Annotated in this window: 14 protein-coding genes; 9 read left to right on the top strand and 5 right to left on the bottom strand. The window is 64.6% G+C overall.

Annotated elements, in window-relative coordinates; all coding sequences use genetic code 11:
• The first annotated feature begins 1 nt into the window (after position 1).
• From rnr to rpmG, 5 genes are all read left to right on the top strand, one after another.
• Complete coding sequence (gene rnr / locus ATB98_RS04925) at positions 2-2,371, top strand: ribonuclease R (RefSeq protein WP_066869909.1); 2,370 nt, start codon at positions 2-4, stop codon at positions 2,369-2,371.
• Positions 2,372-2,412: 41 nt separating this feature from the next.
• On the top strand, positions 2,413-2,868 hold the full coding sequence (locus ATB98_RS04930; protein ID WP_066869912.1) for a DUF983 domain-containing protein: 456 nt from the start codon (positions 2,413-2,415) through the stop codon (positions 2,866-2,868).
• Positions 2,865-3,578 carry an NUDIX hydrolase gene (locus tag ATB98_RS04935; RefSeq protein ID WP_066869915.1) on the top strand — a complete coding sequence of 238 codons (714 nt, stop codon included), beginning with the start codon at positions 2,865-2,867 and terminating at the stop codon, positions 3,576-3,578. The genes ATB98_RS04930 and ATB98_RS04935 overlap by 4 nt, the downstream gene beginning before the upstream one ends.
• 12 nt (positions 3,579-3,590) lie before the next feature.
• On the top strand, positions 3,591-4,775 hold the full coding sequence (locus ATB98_RS04940; protein WP_066869918.1) for an MFS transporter: 1,185 nt from the start codon (positions 3,591-3,593) through the stop codon (positions 4,773-4,775).
• A 95-nt stretch (positions 4,776-4,870) separates the two neighbouring features.
• The gene (gene rpmG / locus ATB98_RS04945) at positions 4,871-5,038 is read left to right on the top strand and encodes a 50S ribosomal protein L33 (protein ID WP_066869921.1); all 168 of its coding nucleotides are present in this window, start codon (positions 4,871-4,873) and stop codon (positions 5,036-5,038) included.
• Between the two features lie 547 nt (positions 5,039-5,585).
• Here the strand turns inward: rpmG and ATB98_RS04950 are convergent.
• On the bottom strand, positions 5,586-6,953 hold the full coding sequence (locus ATB98_RS04950) for a PleD family two-component system response regulator (RefSeq protein ID WP_066869924.1): 1,368 nt from the start codon (positions 6,951-6,953) through the stop codon (positions 5,586-5,588).
• Between the two features lie 17 nt (positions 6,954-6,970).
• A complete protein-coding gene (locus tag ATB98_RS04955; protein ID WP_037382972.1) occupies positions 6,971-7,342 on the bottom strand; it encodes a response regulator in 372 nt (123 codons plus the stop codon).
• Positions 7,343-7,496: 154 nt separating this feature from the next.
• Here ATB98_RS04955 and ATB98_RS04960 point away from each other — a divergent pair, with 154 nt between their 5' ends.
• Complete coding sequence (locus tag ATB98_RS04960) at positions 7,497-7,769, top strand: DUF3572 domain-containing protein (RefSeq protein WP_066869927.1); 273 nt, start codon at positions 7,497-7,499, stop codon at positions 7,767-7,769.
• An 86-nt stretch (positions 7,770-7,855) separates the two neighbouring features.
• On the opposite strand, the gene ATB98_RS04965 is transcribed toward ATB98_RS04960, so the two are convergent.
• Positions 7,856-8,443 (bottom strand): GNAT family N-acetyltransferase, encoded by a 588-nt coding sequence (locus ATB98_RS04965; RefSeq protein ID WP_066869930.1) that lies wholly within the window; start codon positions 8,441-8,443, stop codon positions 7,856-7,858.
• Between the two features lie 76 nt (positions 8,444-8,519).
• On the opposite strand from ATB98_RS04965, the gene ATB98_RS04970 reads away from it, so the two are divergent.
• On the top strand, positions 8,520-9,812 hold the full coding sequence (locus ATB98_RS04970) for a DNA polymerase IV (RefSeq protein WP_066870012.1): 1,293 nt from the start codon (positions 8,520-8,522) through the stop codon (positions 9,810-9,812).
• Positions 9,813-10,007: 195 nt separating this feature from the next.
• Positions 10,008-11,228, top strand: a complete 1,221-nt coding sequence (locus ATB98_RS04975) for a L,D-transpeptidase family protein (RefSeq protein WP_066869933.1) — start codon at positions 10,008-10,010, stop codon at positions 11,226-11,228.
• A 212-nt stretch (positions 11,229-11,440) separates the two neighbouring features.
• Here ATB98_RS04975 and dnaE read toward each other — a convergent pair whose 3' ends face one another.
• Positions 11,441-14,935 (bottom strand): DNA polymerase III subunit alpha, encoded by a 3,495-nt coding sequence (dnaE, locus tag ATB98_RS04980; RefSeq protein WP_066869936.1) that lies wholly within the window; start codon positions 14,933-14,935, stop codon positions 11,441-11,443.
• 526 nt (positions 14,936-15,461) lie between these two features.
• Between dnaE and ATB98_RS04985 the strand changes: the two genes are divergently transcribed.
• Complete coding sequence (locus ATB98_RS04985; RefSeq protein ID WP_066869939.1) at positions 15,462-15,929, top strand: DUF5680 domain-containing protein; 468 nt, start codon at positions 15,462-15,464, stop codon at positions 15,927-15,929.
• Positions 15,930-16,063: 134 nt separating this feature from the next.
• On the opposite strand, the gene ATB98_RS04990 is transcribed toward ATB98_RS04985, so the two are convergent.
• Entirely contained in the window at positions 16,064-16,750 is a 687-nt protein-coding gene (locus ATB98_RS04990) for an ABC transporter ATP-binding protein (RefSeq protein ID WP_066869942.1), read from the bottom strand.
• Positions 16,751-16,765: the final 15 nt, after the last annotated feature.

Here is a 16,765-nt window from a genome sequence, read left to right on the forward strand (position 1 = left end):
ATTGAGCAGAATTCCGCGCGACCCGAGCGAACGGCCCGCAAAGGGCACAGGCAAGAAAATCGGCCGCGCGGCCAAGGCGGCGCCCGCCGCCGGCAACGAGACGATCATCCACGGCGCCGTGCCGCCGCGCGAGGTGCTGTTGCGCTTCATTGCCGAAAACCCGCAGCAGGCCTCGAAGCGCGAGATCGCCAAGGCCTTTGGACTGAAGGGCGACGCACGCGCCGAGCTCAAGGATCTGTTGCGTTCGCTCGAGGAGGACGGGCTCGTCGAGAAGAAGCGCAAGTCGCTCGTGCGCCCCGGCGCGCTGCCGCCCGTCACCGTCCTCGACATCACCATTCGCGATGTCGACGGCGACCTGATCGGCCGCCCGGCCGAATGGCTGGATGACGACGGCGTCGCACCAGCGGTTCTCATCCGCCAGTCGACCGTCGCCAAGTCGAAAGGCAAGGTGCCGGTCGGCGGACTCGGCGATCGGGTGCTCGCGAAGATATTTCCCTCGAAAGACCGGGGCGGCCCCGCCTATACCGCACGCATCATCAAGGTGCTCGACAAGCGCAAGGATGCCGTGCTCGGGGTCTTCCGCCCGACCCCCGGCGGCGGCGGACGGCTGATGCCGATCGACAAGCGCGGCGAGGAAGTTCTCGTCGACCCGGATTTCACTGGCGATGCCAGGGACGGCGATCTCGTCGAGGTGCACCTCGCCCGGATCGGACGCTACGGCCTGCCGCGCGCGCAGGTGCAAAACGTCATCGGCTCGGTCGCCTCCGAAAAGGCGATCTCGATGATCGCCATCCACGCGCACGGCATCCCGCACGTCTTCCCCGAGCGGGTGCTGGACGAGGCAGAGGCCGCAAAGCCCGCGACGATGGCGCACCGCGAGGACTGGCGATCGCTGCCGCTCATCACCATCGACCCGGCCGACGCCAAGGATCACGACGACGCCGTCTACGCCGAGCCGGACCCCTCGCCCGACAATCCCGGCGGCGTCATCGTCACCGTGGCGATCGCCGACGTCTCCTGGTACGTCAGGCCGAAGTCGGCGCTCGACCTCGAAGCGCTGAAACGCGGCAATTCCGTCTATTTCCCGGATCGCGTCGTGCCGATGCTGCCCGAGCGCATCTCCAACGATCTCTGCTCGCTGAAGGAGGGCGTCGACCGTCCGGCGCTGGCGGTTCGGATGCGTTTCTCGAAGGAGGGCCGCAAGGCGGGCCACACCTTCCATCGCATCATGATGCGCAGCGCCGCCAAGCTCTCCTACCAACAGGCACAGGCCGCAATCGACGGAGCGCCGGACGACAAGACCGGCCCGATCCTCGAGCCGATCCTGAAGCCGTTGTGGGAGGCCTATCGTATCCTCACCCGCGGACGGGAGCGGCGCCAACCGCTCGAACTCGACGTGCCGGAGCGCAAGATCATCCTGAAGCCGGACGGGACCGTCGACCGCGTCTTCGTTCCGGAACGCCTCGACGCGCACAGGCTGATCGAGGAAATGATGATCCAGGCCAATGTCGCGGCGGCCGAGACGCTGGAGCAGAAGCGGCAGGCGCTGATCTACCGCGTTCACGATCAGCCCTCGCTTGCCAAGCAGGAGGGTCTCCGGGAATTCCTGGCAACGCTCGACATCGCGCTTGCCAAAGGCGGCAACATGCGCGCCAACCACTTCAACGGCATCCTCGCCAAGGCGGATGGCAAGCCCTACGAGACGATGGTCAACGAGATGGTCCTCAGGTCGCAGAGCCAGGCGATCTACAGTCCGGAGAATATCGGCCACTTCGGCCTCAACCTGATGCGCTATGCGCACTTCACCTCGCCGATCCGGCGCTATGCCGACCTGATCGTGCATCGGGCGCTGGTGGCAGCGCTCGGGCTCGGCGACGGCGGTATCACGCCGCAGGAGGAAGGTGCGCTCGACGACATCGCCGCGGAGATCTCGACCTTCGAGCGGCGCGCCATGGCGGCGGAACGCGACACGGTCGATCGGCTGATCGCCCACCACCTCAACGCCCGTGTCGGCGAAGAGTTCGACGGGCGCGTCTCCGGCGTCACCAGGGCGGGACTTTTTGTCACCCTCCCGGCCTATGGCGCCGACGGCTTCATCCCTATATCTACGCTCGGGCGCGACTATTACATCTACGATGAAGCGCACCAGGCCCTGTCCGGGGAGAAATCCGGACTGGGCTATCGTCTCGGCGACCCGGTGCGGGTCAAGCTCGCGGAAGCCGTGCCGCTTGCCGGCGCGCTCCGTTTCGAGATGATGAGCGAGGGGCGGAAGATGCCGACGGCAATGCGCTCCTTCCACAAGGCCGGCCGCCGCGAACGCCCGAATGCGCGCAAGCGGCCGGGAACACGAGCGCTGCGCGGCAGGCGCTGATCGCCGGTCCGCTTCGGGCGCCCGGCACGAAGGATTTGGACATGAAGGCGACGGCTACAGACACGCTACAGCTTGGCGGTGCGCAGGGCGAGGAACGGCCGGTCGGCCGCTCGATCCGGCGCGGCTTCCTCGGGACCTGCCCGGCCTGCGGCCGCGGCCGGCTGTTTCGCGCTTTCGTCAAATCGGTCGACGCGTGCGCCGTCTGCGGCGAACGCATGGACCACCACCGCGCCGATGACTTTCCGCCCTACATCGTCGTGACGATCGTCGGCCACGTGGTGCTCGCGGGCTATATGATGACCGACCTCGTGCTGCCGCTTTCGACGTGGCAGCATCTGGCGATCTGGGCGCCCGTAACGCTTGCGAGCGCCGTTGGTCTCATGCAGCCGGTCAAGGGTGCGGTCATCGGCCTGCAATGGGCCTTGAAGATGCACGGCTTCGGCGGCCACGAGGACAAGCCGGACGACAGGCTGCCGCCGAGGGACCCTTCGGCATGACGCCGGAGCTTCGCAGCCGCCCGCCGTCCCTGAAGACCGAAGCGCCCGGACATCCGACGATCAGGCCGCGCGACGCGGCCTCCATCATGCTTCTCGACCGGTCTCGCGACGGCATCCGCGTGCTGATGGGAAAGCGCCACGGCGCCCATGCCTTCATGCCCGATCTCTATGTCTTTCCGGGCGGGCGCCGCGATCCTGGCGATCATCGGCTGCGATTTGCCGGCGACCTTCACCCGACCGTCCTCAGATCGCTGAAGGCGGGCGAAGGGCGACCGATCCCCGATGGCCGCGCCCGGGCACTCGCGCTGGCGGCGGTCAGGGAACTCTACGAGGAAGCCGGCGTCAGCCTCGGCAGGGCACTGAGCGACCAGAGCGCGTCGCTTCCCTTCCTTCCCGATCTCTCCAACTTGCGCTATATGGCCCGGGCCATCACTCCTCCGGGACACCCGAGGCGGTTCGACACCCGGTTCTTCGCGGCTTTCGCGGATGAGGCCGATATCGACCCGTCGCTGGTCCTGGAAAGCCGGGAGCTTCAGGACTTGCAGTGGATCGACGTCAGCGACTTTTCCTCGCTCCGGGTACCGGAAATCACCGCGATCATCCTCTCGGACTTAAGAAACTGTCTCGAATCGGACCCGTCGCTTCCTCGAGAAAGAACCGTTCCGTTTTATTTCACGCGCCACGGGCGCTTTCAGCGCACGCTTCTCTGAGGATCTTGCCGCATGTCGAAGCCGCCGCCCGGTGCGTCAGGACCGGTTGACGAAATCCACTGGCCTTCGCTGACCGCAGCGCTTGCGTCGATCACCGCCGTCGGCATTGCGATGGGCCTGGGCCTGCCGCTGCTCAGCATCATCATGGAAAAGCGCGGCATCGTGCCGACGCTGAACGGGTTGAATGCGGCGATGGCCGGCGTCGCGTCCATGGCCGCGGCGCCGTTCACGATGAAATTCGCCCATCGCCACGGCGTTGCGCCGACCATGCTGCTGGCGATCGTCTTCGCGTCGGCAAGCGCGCTCGGTTTCTACTACGTCACCAATTTCTGGCTCTGGTTCCCGCTTCGAATCATCTTCCACGGGGCGATAACGGTTCTCTTCATCCTGTCGGAATTCTGGATCAATGCCACTGCGCCGCCCAACAGGCGCGGCTTCGTGCTCGGCATCTACGGTACCGTGCTATCGCTCGGCTTCGCGAGCGGCCCCCTGCTCTTCTCTATCCTGGGCAGCGAGGGCGTGCTGCCCTTCGCCGTCGGCGCCGGCGTCATTCTCATTTCGGCAATTCCGATTTTTCTCGCCCGCAGCGAAAGCCCGGTGCTCGACGAGAAGCCGAAACGCCACTTCATGCGGTATGTCTTCCTGGTGCCGACCGCCACCGCTGCCGTCTTCATTTTCGGCGCGGTCGAATATGGCGGCCTGTCGCTGTTCCCAATCTTCGGGATACGCGCCGGCTTCACCGAATCGCAGGCGGCTCTGCTCCTGACCGTCATGGGCATCGGCAATTTCATCTTCCAGATCCCGCTCGGCATGCTGTCCGACCGCGTGAAGGATCGCCGCACCATCCTGTCGGCCCTGACCTTGATCGGCTTCGTCGGAGCGCTGTTCCTGCCGATGCTGGTCGAAAGCTGGTTCCTGATGGCGCTTGTGCTTCTGTTCTGGGGAGGATGCGTCTCGGGCCTCTACACGGTCGGCCTCAGCCATCTGGGTGCCCGTCTCCATGGGGCCGACCTCGCGGCCGCCAACGCAGCCTTCGTGTTCTCCTATGCCGTCGGCACGGTGGCGGGCCCGCAGGTGATCGGCGCGGCAATGGACGTCACGGGCAACGATGGCTTTGCCTGGGCGATCGCGGGGTTCTTCGGGCTTTACGTCGTACTTTCCCTGGTGCGCATCGTTTTGAAACCAAAACGGCCTTGACTTTTCGGTCGCGATTTGTAGTTTCGCGCCAACCTTGACCGTGGCCCGCAACCGGTTGTCCACGGGTTTCACTTTTTCATAAAGGCAGGACGACCATGGCGAAAGCTACCACCATCAAGATCAAGCTGCTGTCGACGGCCGACACGGGTTACTTTTACGTCACGACCAAGAACAGCCGCACGATGACGGAAAAGATGACGAAGACGAAATACGATCCGATCGCCCGGAAGCACGTCGAATTCAAGGAAACCAAGATCAAGTAAGATCAGGTTCCGAGTTGACCTGAAGAGCGCCGACCGCAAGGTCCGGCGCTTTTTCTTTGCGCGATTCTTTCGGCCGATGACTTTTGCGGGATCGCGGCAAGTTCCGGCCGCTGGCAACGGACGATCCGAAAACGCAAACGCCGCCTCGTGCGAGGCGGCGTTTGCGAATGGGGGTCGACTGGTTCCGGCTGCGGCACGAGGAATCCGCGAAATCCGAGGCCAGCCGACCGACCCCACGACCCAGGAGATGCGGCGGACCTGAGCATCATGGGGTAACCGATCGGATGGAAGCCATTATGCTTCCTCACGTATCAGCATTGCCTGAATATAAAAAAAAATCAACGAATTCTTAATCGCCGAAACAGGGTTGCTCGGCGTTTGGTTAATTTCTGTCCCAGATTCGGACGTCCCCCGAACCCACTGCCCATGGCCGTGCGTGCCCCAGCACCGGCGACGCGGCAGAAGATACAAGCCGGGAGAAACTTGGCAAGAGAGAAAAACGGGCGGAAAGCCGCCCTGTCGGCACCCTGAAAATACGCGAGGGCGCTCAGGCGGCGGCGGCGACCACGCGGTTGCGGCCGCCGTTCTTGGCCTCGTAGAGCGCCACATCCGCCCTTTTCAGCAGCGCCTCGGCCGTATCGCCTTCGGGCCGCAGGCTCGCTATGCCGAGCGAGGCGGTGACGCTCAGGACCGTGTCGGCCCGCGGAATCTCGAACCCGCGGCTTTCAACCATCAAGCGAAGACGTTCCGCGACGATCGCCGCCATCTCCGGCGTCGTGTCCGGCATGACGATCACGAATTCCTCGCCACCGTAGCGGCAGGCAAGATCGGCGCCCCGGACGGTTGCCCGGATGCGATTGGCGAATTCGCGCAGTACCTCGTCGCCTGCATCATGGCCGAGGGTGTCGTTCACGCGCTTGAAGCGATCGATATCGGTAATGCAGATCGACAGCGGGCGCCCGCGCGCGGCCGCACGATCCATCAAGAGCTTCAGGTGGCCGTCGAGATAGCGCCTGTTGTGCAGGCCGGTGAGATCATCGGTGATCGCCAGTTCGATCGTCTGCTGCACGCTCGCGCGCAGACGATCGTTGCAATGCTTGCGCCGGATCTGGGTGAGCGAGCGAGCGACCAGTTCGTTCGGGTCGACGGGACGGGTGATGTAGTCCGTCACGCCGAGCTCGAGTGCCCGGACGATGATCTCGTCATTGCCCTGTTCCGTCACCAGCAGGAGGGGAATGAAGCGCGTTCGCTCGAGCGAACGCAATTGCGAGCACAAGCGCAAGGGATCGTAGTCGTCGAAGTTCGCGTTGACGATCACCAGGTCGAAATTGTTCTCGGCGGCCTCGAAGAGGGCGCCCTGGGGATCAGATATGACCGAAACTTCGGCGACGGGCCGCAAGGCGCGCACGAGCCGCTCCTGCGAGGAGGCGCGGCCGTCGACGAGGAGAATGTTGCCGGGCTCGTCCGGGCGATCGAGGCGGGCGAGCTCCTGCAGGGCGATCGTGTGTGCGCTCTGCGCCCGAAGGCGTAACTCGTCGCTGACGTTCTTCAGCCGCACGAGACTTTTCACCCGCGACATCAGCTGCAGATCGTTGACCGGCTTGGTGAGGAAGTCGTCGGCGCCGGCCTTCAGCCCGCGCACGCGATCGGAGGGCTGGTCGAGCGCGGTCACCATGACGACGGGGATGTGTGCCGTCCGGCTGTTCGCCTTCAGCCGCTCGCAGACCTCGAAACCGTCCATGCCCGGCATCATGATATCGAGCAGGACCAGGTCGACCGACGTCTTCTCGCAGATCGCCAATGCGGCATGCCCGTCCCCGGCCGTCAGCACCTCGAAATATTCCGCCACCAGCCGCGCTTCGAGGAGCTTCACATTGGCCGGGACGTCGTCGACGACAAGGATACGCGCAGTCATGTCAATCTTCCCGGCAGTCAGGCATCGCCCAGATAGGTCTTGATCGTCTCGATGAATTTCGGAACGGAAATCGGCTTGGAAACATAAGCCTCGCATCCGCCCTGGCGAATACGCTCCTCGTCGCCCTTCATGGCAAAGGCGGTGACGGCGATGACCGGAATGACGTGAAGCTCGTCATCCTCCTTGAGCCATTTGGTGACTTCGAGGCCGGACACCTCCGGCAGCTGTATGTCCATCAGGATCAGGTCCGGCCGGTGCTTGCGTGCCAGCTCAAGCGCTTCCATGCCGTTGCGCGTCTGGATCGTCTGGTAGCCCGAGGCCTCGATCAGGTCGCGGAAGAGCTTCATATTCAGCTCGTTGTCCTCAACAATCATTACCTGTTTGGGCATGTCGATCCCTTGCTGTCTGTCGCCGCTTGCAAGTCTTCCCGAGCGATATAAGGTGCACCATCGACGACTCGACCAATTCATCGATGGGCAGGCTAGCGCTATTTGGTTGAAAAATAGGTAATTTCGGTCCGCGGATGAGAAAAGGCCCGACATCATGAGCAGCGCTGACGATACCGCCATTGCCATCCTCGCCTGGCTCGCGAACGAGCCTGAACTCCTGTCGCGCTTCCTGGCGCTGACGGGAACCGACCCCGCCGCGCTGCGGAGCGCCGTCGGCGAGCCGGGTTTCATGGGCGGGCTCGTCGGCTTTCTGATGGAGCACGAGCCGACACTGATGGCGTTCTGCGCGGCAACCGGCACTTCTCCGGAAGACGTCGTGCGGGCGCATCACGCCTTCTCTGGCCCACGAGACTTCGAAGAGAACTAGAGACGGGGGCCCGCCGGCATAGGTGTCGTGTTCCCGACGCCACCGCAACGCCGGCCGGTGTGCCGGCGAAATTCCACCAGGCCTCGTCATTGCCTCAAATCCAGGCGCATCAGCGGTCGGCCGTCCTTGCGCCGGGCGACCATTTCGAAGCCGGCGGCGTCGAAGATCGCCGTCGAGCCGATACAGAGCGTCACCGATTTCGCCTGCTTGGTGTGGTCGATCGGGCAGGCATCGAGACAGCGAGCACCCCCGGCGCGCGCATGATCGATCGCGGCAGCCAGCATCTGGTGGCTCAGTCCCTTGCCCCGCAGCGGCGACGAGAGGAAGAAGCAACTGACGGCCCAGACACCTGCGTCCTCCGCCTCGCGCTCTTCGAGCGGCCGCGAGCAGGTTCGCGGCGTATTGAACTGGGGCACGTCATGGCGCGGGCCGACCTGGACCCAGGCGACCGGCTTTCCCTCCGAATAGCCGAGAATGCCCGGCGGCGGTCCGGCTTCGATCCGCGCGCGCATGAAGTCCTTGCGCTCCTCGGTCGACATGGTGCCGCGGATCGCATAAGGCAGGCGCAGGGCGACGCACCAGCAGCCGCAGAACGCCCCCTTCGGGCCGAAGAGAGTCTCGAAGTCCGGCCAGCGACCCGCAGTCACCGGCAAAAATTGCAGGGCAATATCCAAAGTGGCCTCCCACCGCCGCCTTGAGACTCACCAGCGTAGAGCGTAAAGTCGCCGCGTTCAACATTTGTTCTCGGATATGCCCGACAGCGCCGCCCCTACCCCCGGTTTCTGCCGCGACTGCCTTCAGGCGCAACCCGCCCAGGCGCGCCGCTGCCTGGCCTGCGGCAGCCCGCGGCTTCTCCGCCATCCGGAGCTTTATCGGCTGACGCTCGCCCATGTCGACTGCGACGCCTTCTATGCTTCGATCGAAAAGCGCGACAATCCGGAGCTCGCCGACAAGCCGGTGATCATCGGCGGTGGCAAGCGCGGCGTCGTCTCGACGGCCTGCTACGTGGCCCGCATCCATGGCGTGCGCTCCGCCATGCCGATGTTCAAGGCACTCGAGGCCTGCCCCCAGGCCGTGGTGATCAAGCCGGACATGGAGAAATATGTCCGCGTCGGCCGTGAAGTGAGGACGATGATGCTGGAGTTGACGCCGCTGGTGCAGCCGCTATCGATCGACGAGGCCTTCCTCGACTTGAGCGGCACGGAGCGGCTGCACCAGGACCCGCCGGCGCGAACGCTCGCGCGCTTCGCTAGGCGCGTGGAAGAGGAGATCGGCATTACCGTCTCCGTCGGCCTTTCCTATTGCAAGTTTCTCGCCAAGGTCGCTTCCGACCTCCAGAAGCCGCGCGGCTTTTCCGTGATCGGACAGGCGGAGGCCGTCGACTTCCTGCGGGACCGACCGGTCACGCTGATCTGGGGCGTGGGCAAGGCCTTTGCCGCGACGCTCGAAAGGGACGGCATCCGCACGATCGGTCAGTTGCAGGCCATGGAAGAGCCCGACCTCATGCGCCGCTACGGCACGATGGGACAGCGGCTCTACCGTCTTGCGCGCGGCCTTGACGAGCGGACCGTCGAGACCGACGGCGAGGCAAAGAGCGTGTCCTCGGAGACGACCTTCAACGAGGACCTGTCCCGCCCGGACGAACTCGTGCCGCACCTGAGACGGCTGAGCGAGCAGGTGGCGCTGCGTCTGCGCAAATCCGCCCTCGCCGGCCAGACCGTCGTGCTGAAGCTCAAGACCGCCGACTTCAAGCTCCGCACACGCAACCGGCGCCTCGACAGCCCGACGCGCCTCGCCGACCGCATCTTCCGCACCGGCCTGCAACTGCTCGAGAAGGAGATCGACGGGACGAAATACCGGCTGATCGGCATCGGCGTCAGCGATCTCGCCAATCCCGATCTCGCCGACCCGCCAGACCTCGTCGATCCGCTGGCGACAAGGCGCGCCGCCGCCGAGGAGGCGATCAACAGGCTGCACGACAAGTTCGGCAAGGTGAGCGTCGAAACCGGCTATACCTTCGGGCAGCGCCGCCGCGATCATTAGCTCGTGATCCCTGCCCTGCCATCCTCTCAAGGTAGAGAATTCATTAAATATTGAACGGTAACCTCGTCCACGACAGCGCTGCGCATCTGTCAGACGCGTAAAGGTCGCTGCAGTAGTTTGACCGAAGGAGTGGGACGCGGGCGGAAACCGCCGCGCATGTTGCTTCATCCCGCTTTGTCGCAACGAGGGCCGGTATTGCGTTTCACTCTCAGGCTCGTCCTTGCAGCGCTCGCCGTGTCGCCGCCGGCTTTTGCGGCCGGCACCAAGACGCCCTTGCAGATCGTCGTCTCAATCGAGCAGCAGTCCCTGGTCGTCTATGACGGCGACGCGGTCATCGCCACATCGAAAATCTCCACCGGCAAGCCCGGCCATCGGACCCCGACGGGCATCTTCTCGATTCTGGAGAAACGCCGGCATCACGAGTCCAACATCTATTCGGACGCGCCGATGCCCTTCATGCAAAGGCTGACCTGGTCCGGCATCGCGCTGCATGGCTCGAACCATGTGCCGGATTATCCGGCCTCTCACGGCTGCGTGCGGCTACCGGGCAAGTTCGCCGCCGCCCTTTACAAGATGACCGCCCACGGCATGCATGTGCTGATATCGGAGCGCCAGGTCACGCCGGTCGAGGTGTCGAGCGCGATGCTCTTCCAGCCGCATCAGTCGCGCCCGCAGGGGCCGGCCCTGACCGACGTCCCGCTGCGCCCGGCAATCGGCGACGACAGCACCGTCGAGGTCGCGATGACGGAAAGGCGTCCGCCGCCGCCGACCGCCGCCGACGAAGAGAAGGCTCCGCTCCGCATCCTGGTCACGCGGCGCGGCATGCGAGAGACCCTGCGCGATCTTCAGACCCTTCTCGCCACGCTCGGCCACGACGCCGGTCTGCCGGACGGCTTCAGCGGTCCGGCGACGATTGCCGCGATCCGGGCCTTCCAGACGAAGGAAGGATTGCCGGCCGACGGCAAGATCACCCCGGAACTGATCGAAGCCGTCTTTCGGAAGGCCGGCCGCGGGTCGCCGCCCAACGGCGTCCTGCGTGTCAGGCGGGAATTCCAGCCGCTTTTCGAAGCCGGTGTCACGATTGCGGCGCCCGAAACGGCGCTCGGAACGCATTTCCTCCAGTTTCAGGACATCGATGCTGAAACCGGAACGGGCAAGTGGTTCGGCGTCACGCTCCAGAATGAGTTGCCGAAAGCGGCGAAGCAGCGGCTCGGCATTACGGCCGAGGCGGAGCCGCTCGCTTTCGACGCCCTCGAGCGGACGCTCGGCCGCATCACCGTGCCGGACGACGTCCGCGAGCGCATAGCAGGCCTGCTCGCCAACGGCTCGTCGCTCTCGATCACCGATGCGGACACGGGACTGGAGACCGGCGAGGGAACGGATTTCGTCACCATCACAAGGACACCGCGCGGTTGAGGATGTGAGTGCATTCCGCCTGCGCCGCATCCGGCCTGCCGGCCGCCTTCCTCCCGTCAGCGGGGCGAAGGGGACTCGCGGCGGCCGCTCAAGTTTTTTCTCGCCGCTTGCGGGAAGAGGTTAGGGACATTCTCGGCCCAAAGCGATCGCAACCCAGAGCGGGATGCGCTCACATGCGTCCGCGCCACCGCTCTATCCACCTGGAAGATGCTTCAGACGAGCTCCACGTCGACAACGCCCGGCGCGGAGCGAAGGGCGGCGGCGACCTCGGGGGAAATACGGTATTTCTCGCTGAGCTCGACCTCGATCTCCCGCTGGCCATTGTCCTTGATGACGATGAAGGAAACGAGGCCGTCGCCCTTGGTGTTGAGATGCGAGGCGATGGAACGGAGCGGCCCCGAGTCACGCACATAGACGCGCAGCGCCTTCTGCATCTGCAGCGATTCCTCCTCGAGCGACCGCAGCGTGCGGATGCGCAGGCCGATGCCCTCCGGCCGCTCCTCCGCGTCCACAGTCATCAACAGCGATTTGCCGGGCTCGAGGAGATCGCGATACTGGTTCAGCATCTCCGAGAAGAGCACGGCCTCGAACTGGCCCGACGCATCGGAAAAGGCGACGATGCCCATCTTGTTGCCCGTGCGCGTCTTGCGCTCCTGCTTCGAGGTCACGGTTCCGGCAAGCCGGCCCGCGGTCGCCCCCTGCTTCACCGCCGCGGAGAAGTCGGAGAAGTTCTGCACCCGCATCTTCGCCAGAAGCTTGTTGTAGGTGTCGAGCGGATGGGCGGAGAGATAGAAGCCAAGCACCTGGAATTCGCGGTGCAGCTTCTCCGAAGCGAGCCAGGGCGTATAGGGCGGCAGCGCGATCTTTTCCGGGCCCGTCGCGGCACCGGCGCCGAACATGTCGCTCTGGCCGCTCAGCTTGTTTTCCTGCGCGCGCTGGGCGAAGCCGAGGATGCGGTCGAGGCCGCCGATGAGTTCGGCCCGATCGTAGCTGAAGCAGTCGAAGGCACCGGCGGCGATCAGGCTCTCGAAGACGCGGCGGTTCAAGAGCTTCGGATCGATCCTGAGGCAAAAGTCCTCGAGGCTCGCGAAGGGACGGTCGCCACGGACGGCGACGATGTGGTCGACGGCCGACTCGCCGACGCCCTTGATGGCGGCGAGCGAATAATAGATGCGGTTGTCGCCGGTCTCGAAGTGGCGGAACGAGGTCTGCACCGAGGGGGCGATCACCTGGATGCCGAGGCGCATCGCGTCCTGGCGGAAGTCGTTGATCTTGTCGGTGTTCGACATGTCGAGCGTCATCGACGCGGCCAGGAACTCGACTGGGTAATGCGCCTTCATATAGGCGGTCTGGTAGGAGACGATGGCGTAGGCGGCCGCATGCGACTTGTTGAAGCCATAGTTGGCGAACTTTGCCAGAAGATCGAAGATCAGGTCGGCCTGCGGCTTGGAGACACCGTTCTTGACGGCCCCTTCGACGAAGCGGGCGCGCTGCTTGTCCATCTCCTCCTTGATCTTCTTGCCCATCGCGCGGCGCAGGAGGTCGGCCTCGCCGAGCGAATAGCCCGAGAGCACCTGGGCGATCTGCATCACCTGCTCCTGGTAGACGATGACCCCCTGGGTCTCCTTGAGCAGGTAGTCGATCTTCGGGTGGATCGATTCGATCTCTTCCTCGCCATGCTTACGGGCATTGTAGACCGGGATGTTCTCCATCGGCCCCGGGCGATAGAGCGCCACCAGGGCGATGATGTCCTCGATGCAGTCCGGGCGCATGCCGATCAGCGCCTTGCGCATGCCGGCGCTTTCCACCTGGAACACGCCGACGGTCTCGCCGCGGGAGAGGATCTCGTAGGTCCTCGGGTCGTCGAGCGGGATGCTTGCGAGGTCGATCTCGATGCCGCGCTTGGCGACGAAGTCGACCGCCGTCTTCAAGACCGTCAGCGTTTTCAGGCCGAGGAAGTCGAATTTGACGAGGCCGGCCTGCTCGACCCACTTCATGTTGAACTGGGTGACCGGCATGTCCGAGCGCGGATCGCGGTACATCGGCACGAGCTGCGACAGCGGCCGGTCGCCGATGACGATGCCGGCGGCGTGCGTCGAGGCGTGACGGTAGAGCCCCTCGATCTTCTGCGCGATGTCGAGAAGACGGGCGACGACCGGCTCCTTCTCCGCCTCCTCCTGCAGCCGCGGCTCCTCCTCGATCGCCTTGGAGAGCGGCGTCGGGTTGGCGGGGTTGTTCGGCACCAGCTTGCAGATCTTGTCGACCTGGCCATAGGGCATTTCCAGCACCCGGCCGACGTCGCGCAGTGCGGCGCGCGCCTGCAGCGATCCGAAGGTGATGATCTGCGCCACCTGCTCGCGGCCGTATTTGCCCTGGACGTAGCGGATCACCTCTTCGCGCCGGTCCTGGCAGAAGTCGATATCGAAGTCCGGCATCGACACGCGTTCCGGATTGAGGAAGCGCTCGAAGAGCAGCGAGAAGCGCATCGGATCGACGTCGGTGATCGTCAGCGCATAGGCGACCAGCGATCCCGCACCCGAGCCGCGCCCGGGCCCCACCGGGATGTCGTGCTGCTTGGCCCATTTGATGAAGTCCGAAACGATCAGGAAGTAGCCCGGAAACTTCATCCGCTCGATGACGTCGAGCTCGAAGGCGAGGCGCTCGCGGTAATTCTCTTCCGTGTAGCCGGGCGCCATGCCGAGCTTGGCGAGGCGCTGCTCGAGGCCCTGCTCCGCCTGGCGGCGAAGCTCCGCGGCTTCGGCGCGCTCGGCCTCCTCCGGGTCGTTCGAAGCGCCGGTGAAGCGCGGCAGGATCGGCCCGCGCGTCTTCAGCATGAATGAGCAGCGCCGGGCGATCTCGACGGTGTTCTCCAGCGCTTCGGGCAGGTCGGCGAAGAGCGCCGCCATCTCGTTCCGGCTCTTCAGGTAATGATCAGGCGTCAGGCGGAAGCGGCTGTCGTCGGAGACCACCGCATTGTGCGCAACTGCCATCAGCGCATCATGGGCATCGTAGTCGGCCGGCGACGGAAAAAAGGCCTCGTTGGTCGCGACAAGCGGAACATCGAGCCGGTAGGCGAGCTCGATCATCCGATGTTCGTGGCGCCGGTCGTAGCTGCCGTGCCGCTGCAATTCCACATAGAGGTGATCGCCGAAAAGCGCGATCAATGTCTTCAGACGCGCCTCCGCCACGGCCGGGGCACCCGCCTTCAGCGCCATGTCGACCGGGCCGCCGGCGGCGCCGGTCAGGGCGATCAGGCCGTCCGTTCCGCCTTCCGCCAGCCAGGAGCGCGTGATCCGCACCGCCTGATGCCCCTCGCCTTCGAGATAGGCGCGGCTAACCAGATCGACGAGACGGGCGTAGCCCGCATCGGTCGCGGCAATGAGAACGATCGATGGAAGCTCAGCGAGTTGCTGCGCATGACTGCGCCGCTCGCCTTCCGGCTCGTCCTCCATGTCGATCGACAATTGACAGCCGATGATCGGCTGCAAGCCGTCGTCCGCCGCCTTCTGCGAAAATTCGAGGGCGGCGAACAGGTTATTGGTATCGGCAATGCCGATCGCCGGCTGATCGTCGGCGACGGCCTTGCCGATGATCTTCTTCAACGGCAGCGCACCCTCGAGCAGCGAGAATGCCGAGTGGACACGCAGGTGCACGAATTGCGGATGCGTGCCCGCCGCGCCCTGACCAATGCCTTCGTCGCCTGCCATCGCCGAACTCCGATTCTCTGTTTGGTCGGAGGATATCCCGTTTCCCGCCGCCGCTGTCCAGCCTTGCAGCGGTCGGCGGGACGTTTTCAACCGCTCGGTGATTGGTCCCCAACGGCTGTCAAATACCGAGCGCGATCACGGAGATGCTCGCAATGAAGAGGCTCATCGATGCGAAGGCAGCAAGGTCACGAACGAAATCAGCCATAACATGTCTCCTTTTCGCTATTGTTTCCTATTTGTTCTATTTTTGTTCCATAGTCAAGAAAGCGCGCATGAAAGTCCCGCTATTCAGCGGCTATGGTTAACGAGGGGGCGCGCGCCGCTCGCCCCGCTTCGTCCCGATCAAGCGGCGTCGATCGAGTGACTCGACTTCGCAGGCGTAACCGCTTGGGTGCGGTCGACCCGCTCAAGGACTGGCGAGACGCGACCGGCCAAAAGGTTCGCCGGGTAGTTCAAATGTTCTCGTTTTGTTCTTTACAAGCGGGTCGTGCTGCGGCATCCTCCTGACAGACGGAGGGACCCGCCCATGATCAGCATCGAGGAACTGACCGGCTTCATCGTCGAGGCGAAATCGAAGACCTATGTCGGGGACGGCGCGCGGCTTCCGGCCTCGCGGCCCGGTTCCCACGATATCGGCCACCAGCGAGGCGTGTGGCGCTATCTCGACAGCTATTTCGGCGGCAGCGACTTTGCCGGCCAGGAAACCGTCTGGCATCATGACGAGCCACGCTGGGCGATGAATTATTTCGGCCGCATCATCCGCCCGGACCTGGTCGACGCGCGGAGGGCCGGCGCGATCATCAAGGCGGCGCTCCAGACGATGTATCGCGAGAAGAACCACTTCCTAGGCGGCATGGAATATCAGCACGCCTACGGTTGCTACATCGACAGCAGCCGCGGCGAGACCGATCATTTTTCCGGACGCGAAACCATCTTCGTCGACGGCGAGGAAGCCTACGAGCTCGATTATCGCGGTGGGCTCATCATTCCCTGAGATCGCGGCGCCGAAAGGTCTTTTCGGGCCAAGGACGCGGGCTCACCGGATTCTGAGTGGACGGGGCGCAGCAGGCTCTGCCCCGGGGCGTATGACGTGACGTTCCGGCGCCATGGAGAAGCGCGCACAAGGCGCTATCGGAGCTCGACGACCTTTCCGTCCTCGATCGTAACGCAACGGTCCATCAGCGCGGCGAGCTCGTGATTGTGGGTGGCGATCAGGGCTGCCAGGCCGGACTGGCGCGCAATCGCTTCGAGCGCCTCGAAGACGTAACCGGCCGTTTCGGGATCGAGGTTGCCGGTCGGCTCGTCGGCGAGGAGGATCAGCGGCGCATTGGCGACCGCCCGCGCGATGGCGACGCGCTGCTGTTCGCCGCCCGAAAGCTCCGCCGGGCGGTGGGTGGCGCGATGGCCGATTCGCATGTAGTCGAGCAGCGCCTTGGCCCGTTCCGCGGCCTCGGCCTTGGTCAGGCCGGCGATGAGCTGCGGCATCATGATGTTTTCCAGCGCGGTGAATTCCGGCAGGAGATGGTGGAACTGGTAGACGAAGCCGATCTCGTCGCGGCGGATCGCCGTGCGCCGGTCGTCGCTGAGCCCGTTGCAGGCGATGCCGTTCACGACCACCTCGCCCGCGTCCGGATGCTCCAACAGCCCGGCGACGTGAAGCAGCGTCGACTTTCCGGTACCGGACGGGGCGACGAGCGCCACGGTCTCGCCGCTCCGGAGCGTCAGGTCGGCGCCCTTGAGGATCGGCAGAAAGGTCTCGCCCTCACCATAATGCCGCTCGATGCCTGAGAGCTGCAGTGCCACACGCGCATTCATTTAGGCCGTTGTCCT

Origin of the sequence: Sinorhizobium saheli, from assembly GCF_001651875.1 — a bacterium.
Classification (GTDB): Bacteria; Pseudomonadota; Alphaproteobacteria; order Rhizobiales; family Rhizobiaceae; genus Sinorhizobium; species Sinorhizobium saheli.

Coding starts and splice junctions, on each gene's coding strand:
- ATB98_RS04935 (WP_066869915.1), top strand. CDS start 2,865: ATGACGCCGGAGCTTCGCAGCCGCCCGCCGTCCCTGAAGACCGAAGCG.
- ATB98_RS04950 (WP_066869924.1), bottom strand. CDS start 6,953: ATGACTGCGCGTATCCTTGTCGTCGACGACGTCCCGGCCAATGTGAAG.
- ATB98_RS04940 (WP_066869918.1), top strand. CDS start 3,591: ATGTCGAAGCCGCCGCCCGGTGCGTCAGGACCGGTTGACGAAATCCAC.
- ATB98_RS04955 (WP_037382972.1), bottom strand. CDS start 7,342: ATGCCCAAACAGGTAATGATTGTTGAGGACAACGAGCTGAATATGAAG.
- ATB98_RS04970 (WP_066870012.1), top strand. CDS start 8,520: ATGCCCGACAGCGCCGCCCCTACCCCCGGTTTCTGCCGCGACTGCCTT.
- ATB98_RS04990 (WP_066869942.1), bottom strand. CDS start 16,750: ATGAATGCGCGTGTGGCACTGCAGCTCTCAGGCATCGAGCGGCATTAT.
- dnaE (WP_066869936.1), bottom strand. CDS start 14,935: ATGGCAGGCGACGAAGGCATTGGTCAGGGCGCGGCGGGCACGCATCCG.
- ATB98_RS04960 (WP_066869927.1), top strand. CDS start 7,497: ATGAGCAGCGCTGACGATACCGCCATTGCCATCCTCGCCTGGCTCGCG.
- ATB98_RS04930 (WP_066869912.1), top strand. CDS start 2,413: ATGAAGGCGACGGCTACAGACACGCTACAGCTTGGCGGTGCGCAGGGC.
- rpmG (WP_066869921.1), top strand. CDS start 4,871: ATGGCGAAAGCTACCACCATCAAGATCAAGCTGCTGTCGACGGCCGAC.
- ATB98_RS04985 (WP_066869939.1), top strand. CDS start 15,462: ATGATCAGCATCGAGGAACTGACCGGCTTCATCGTCGAGGCGAAATCG.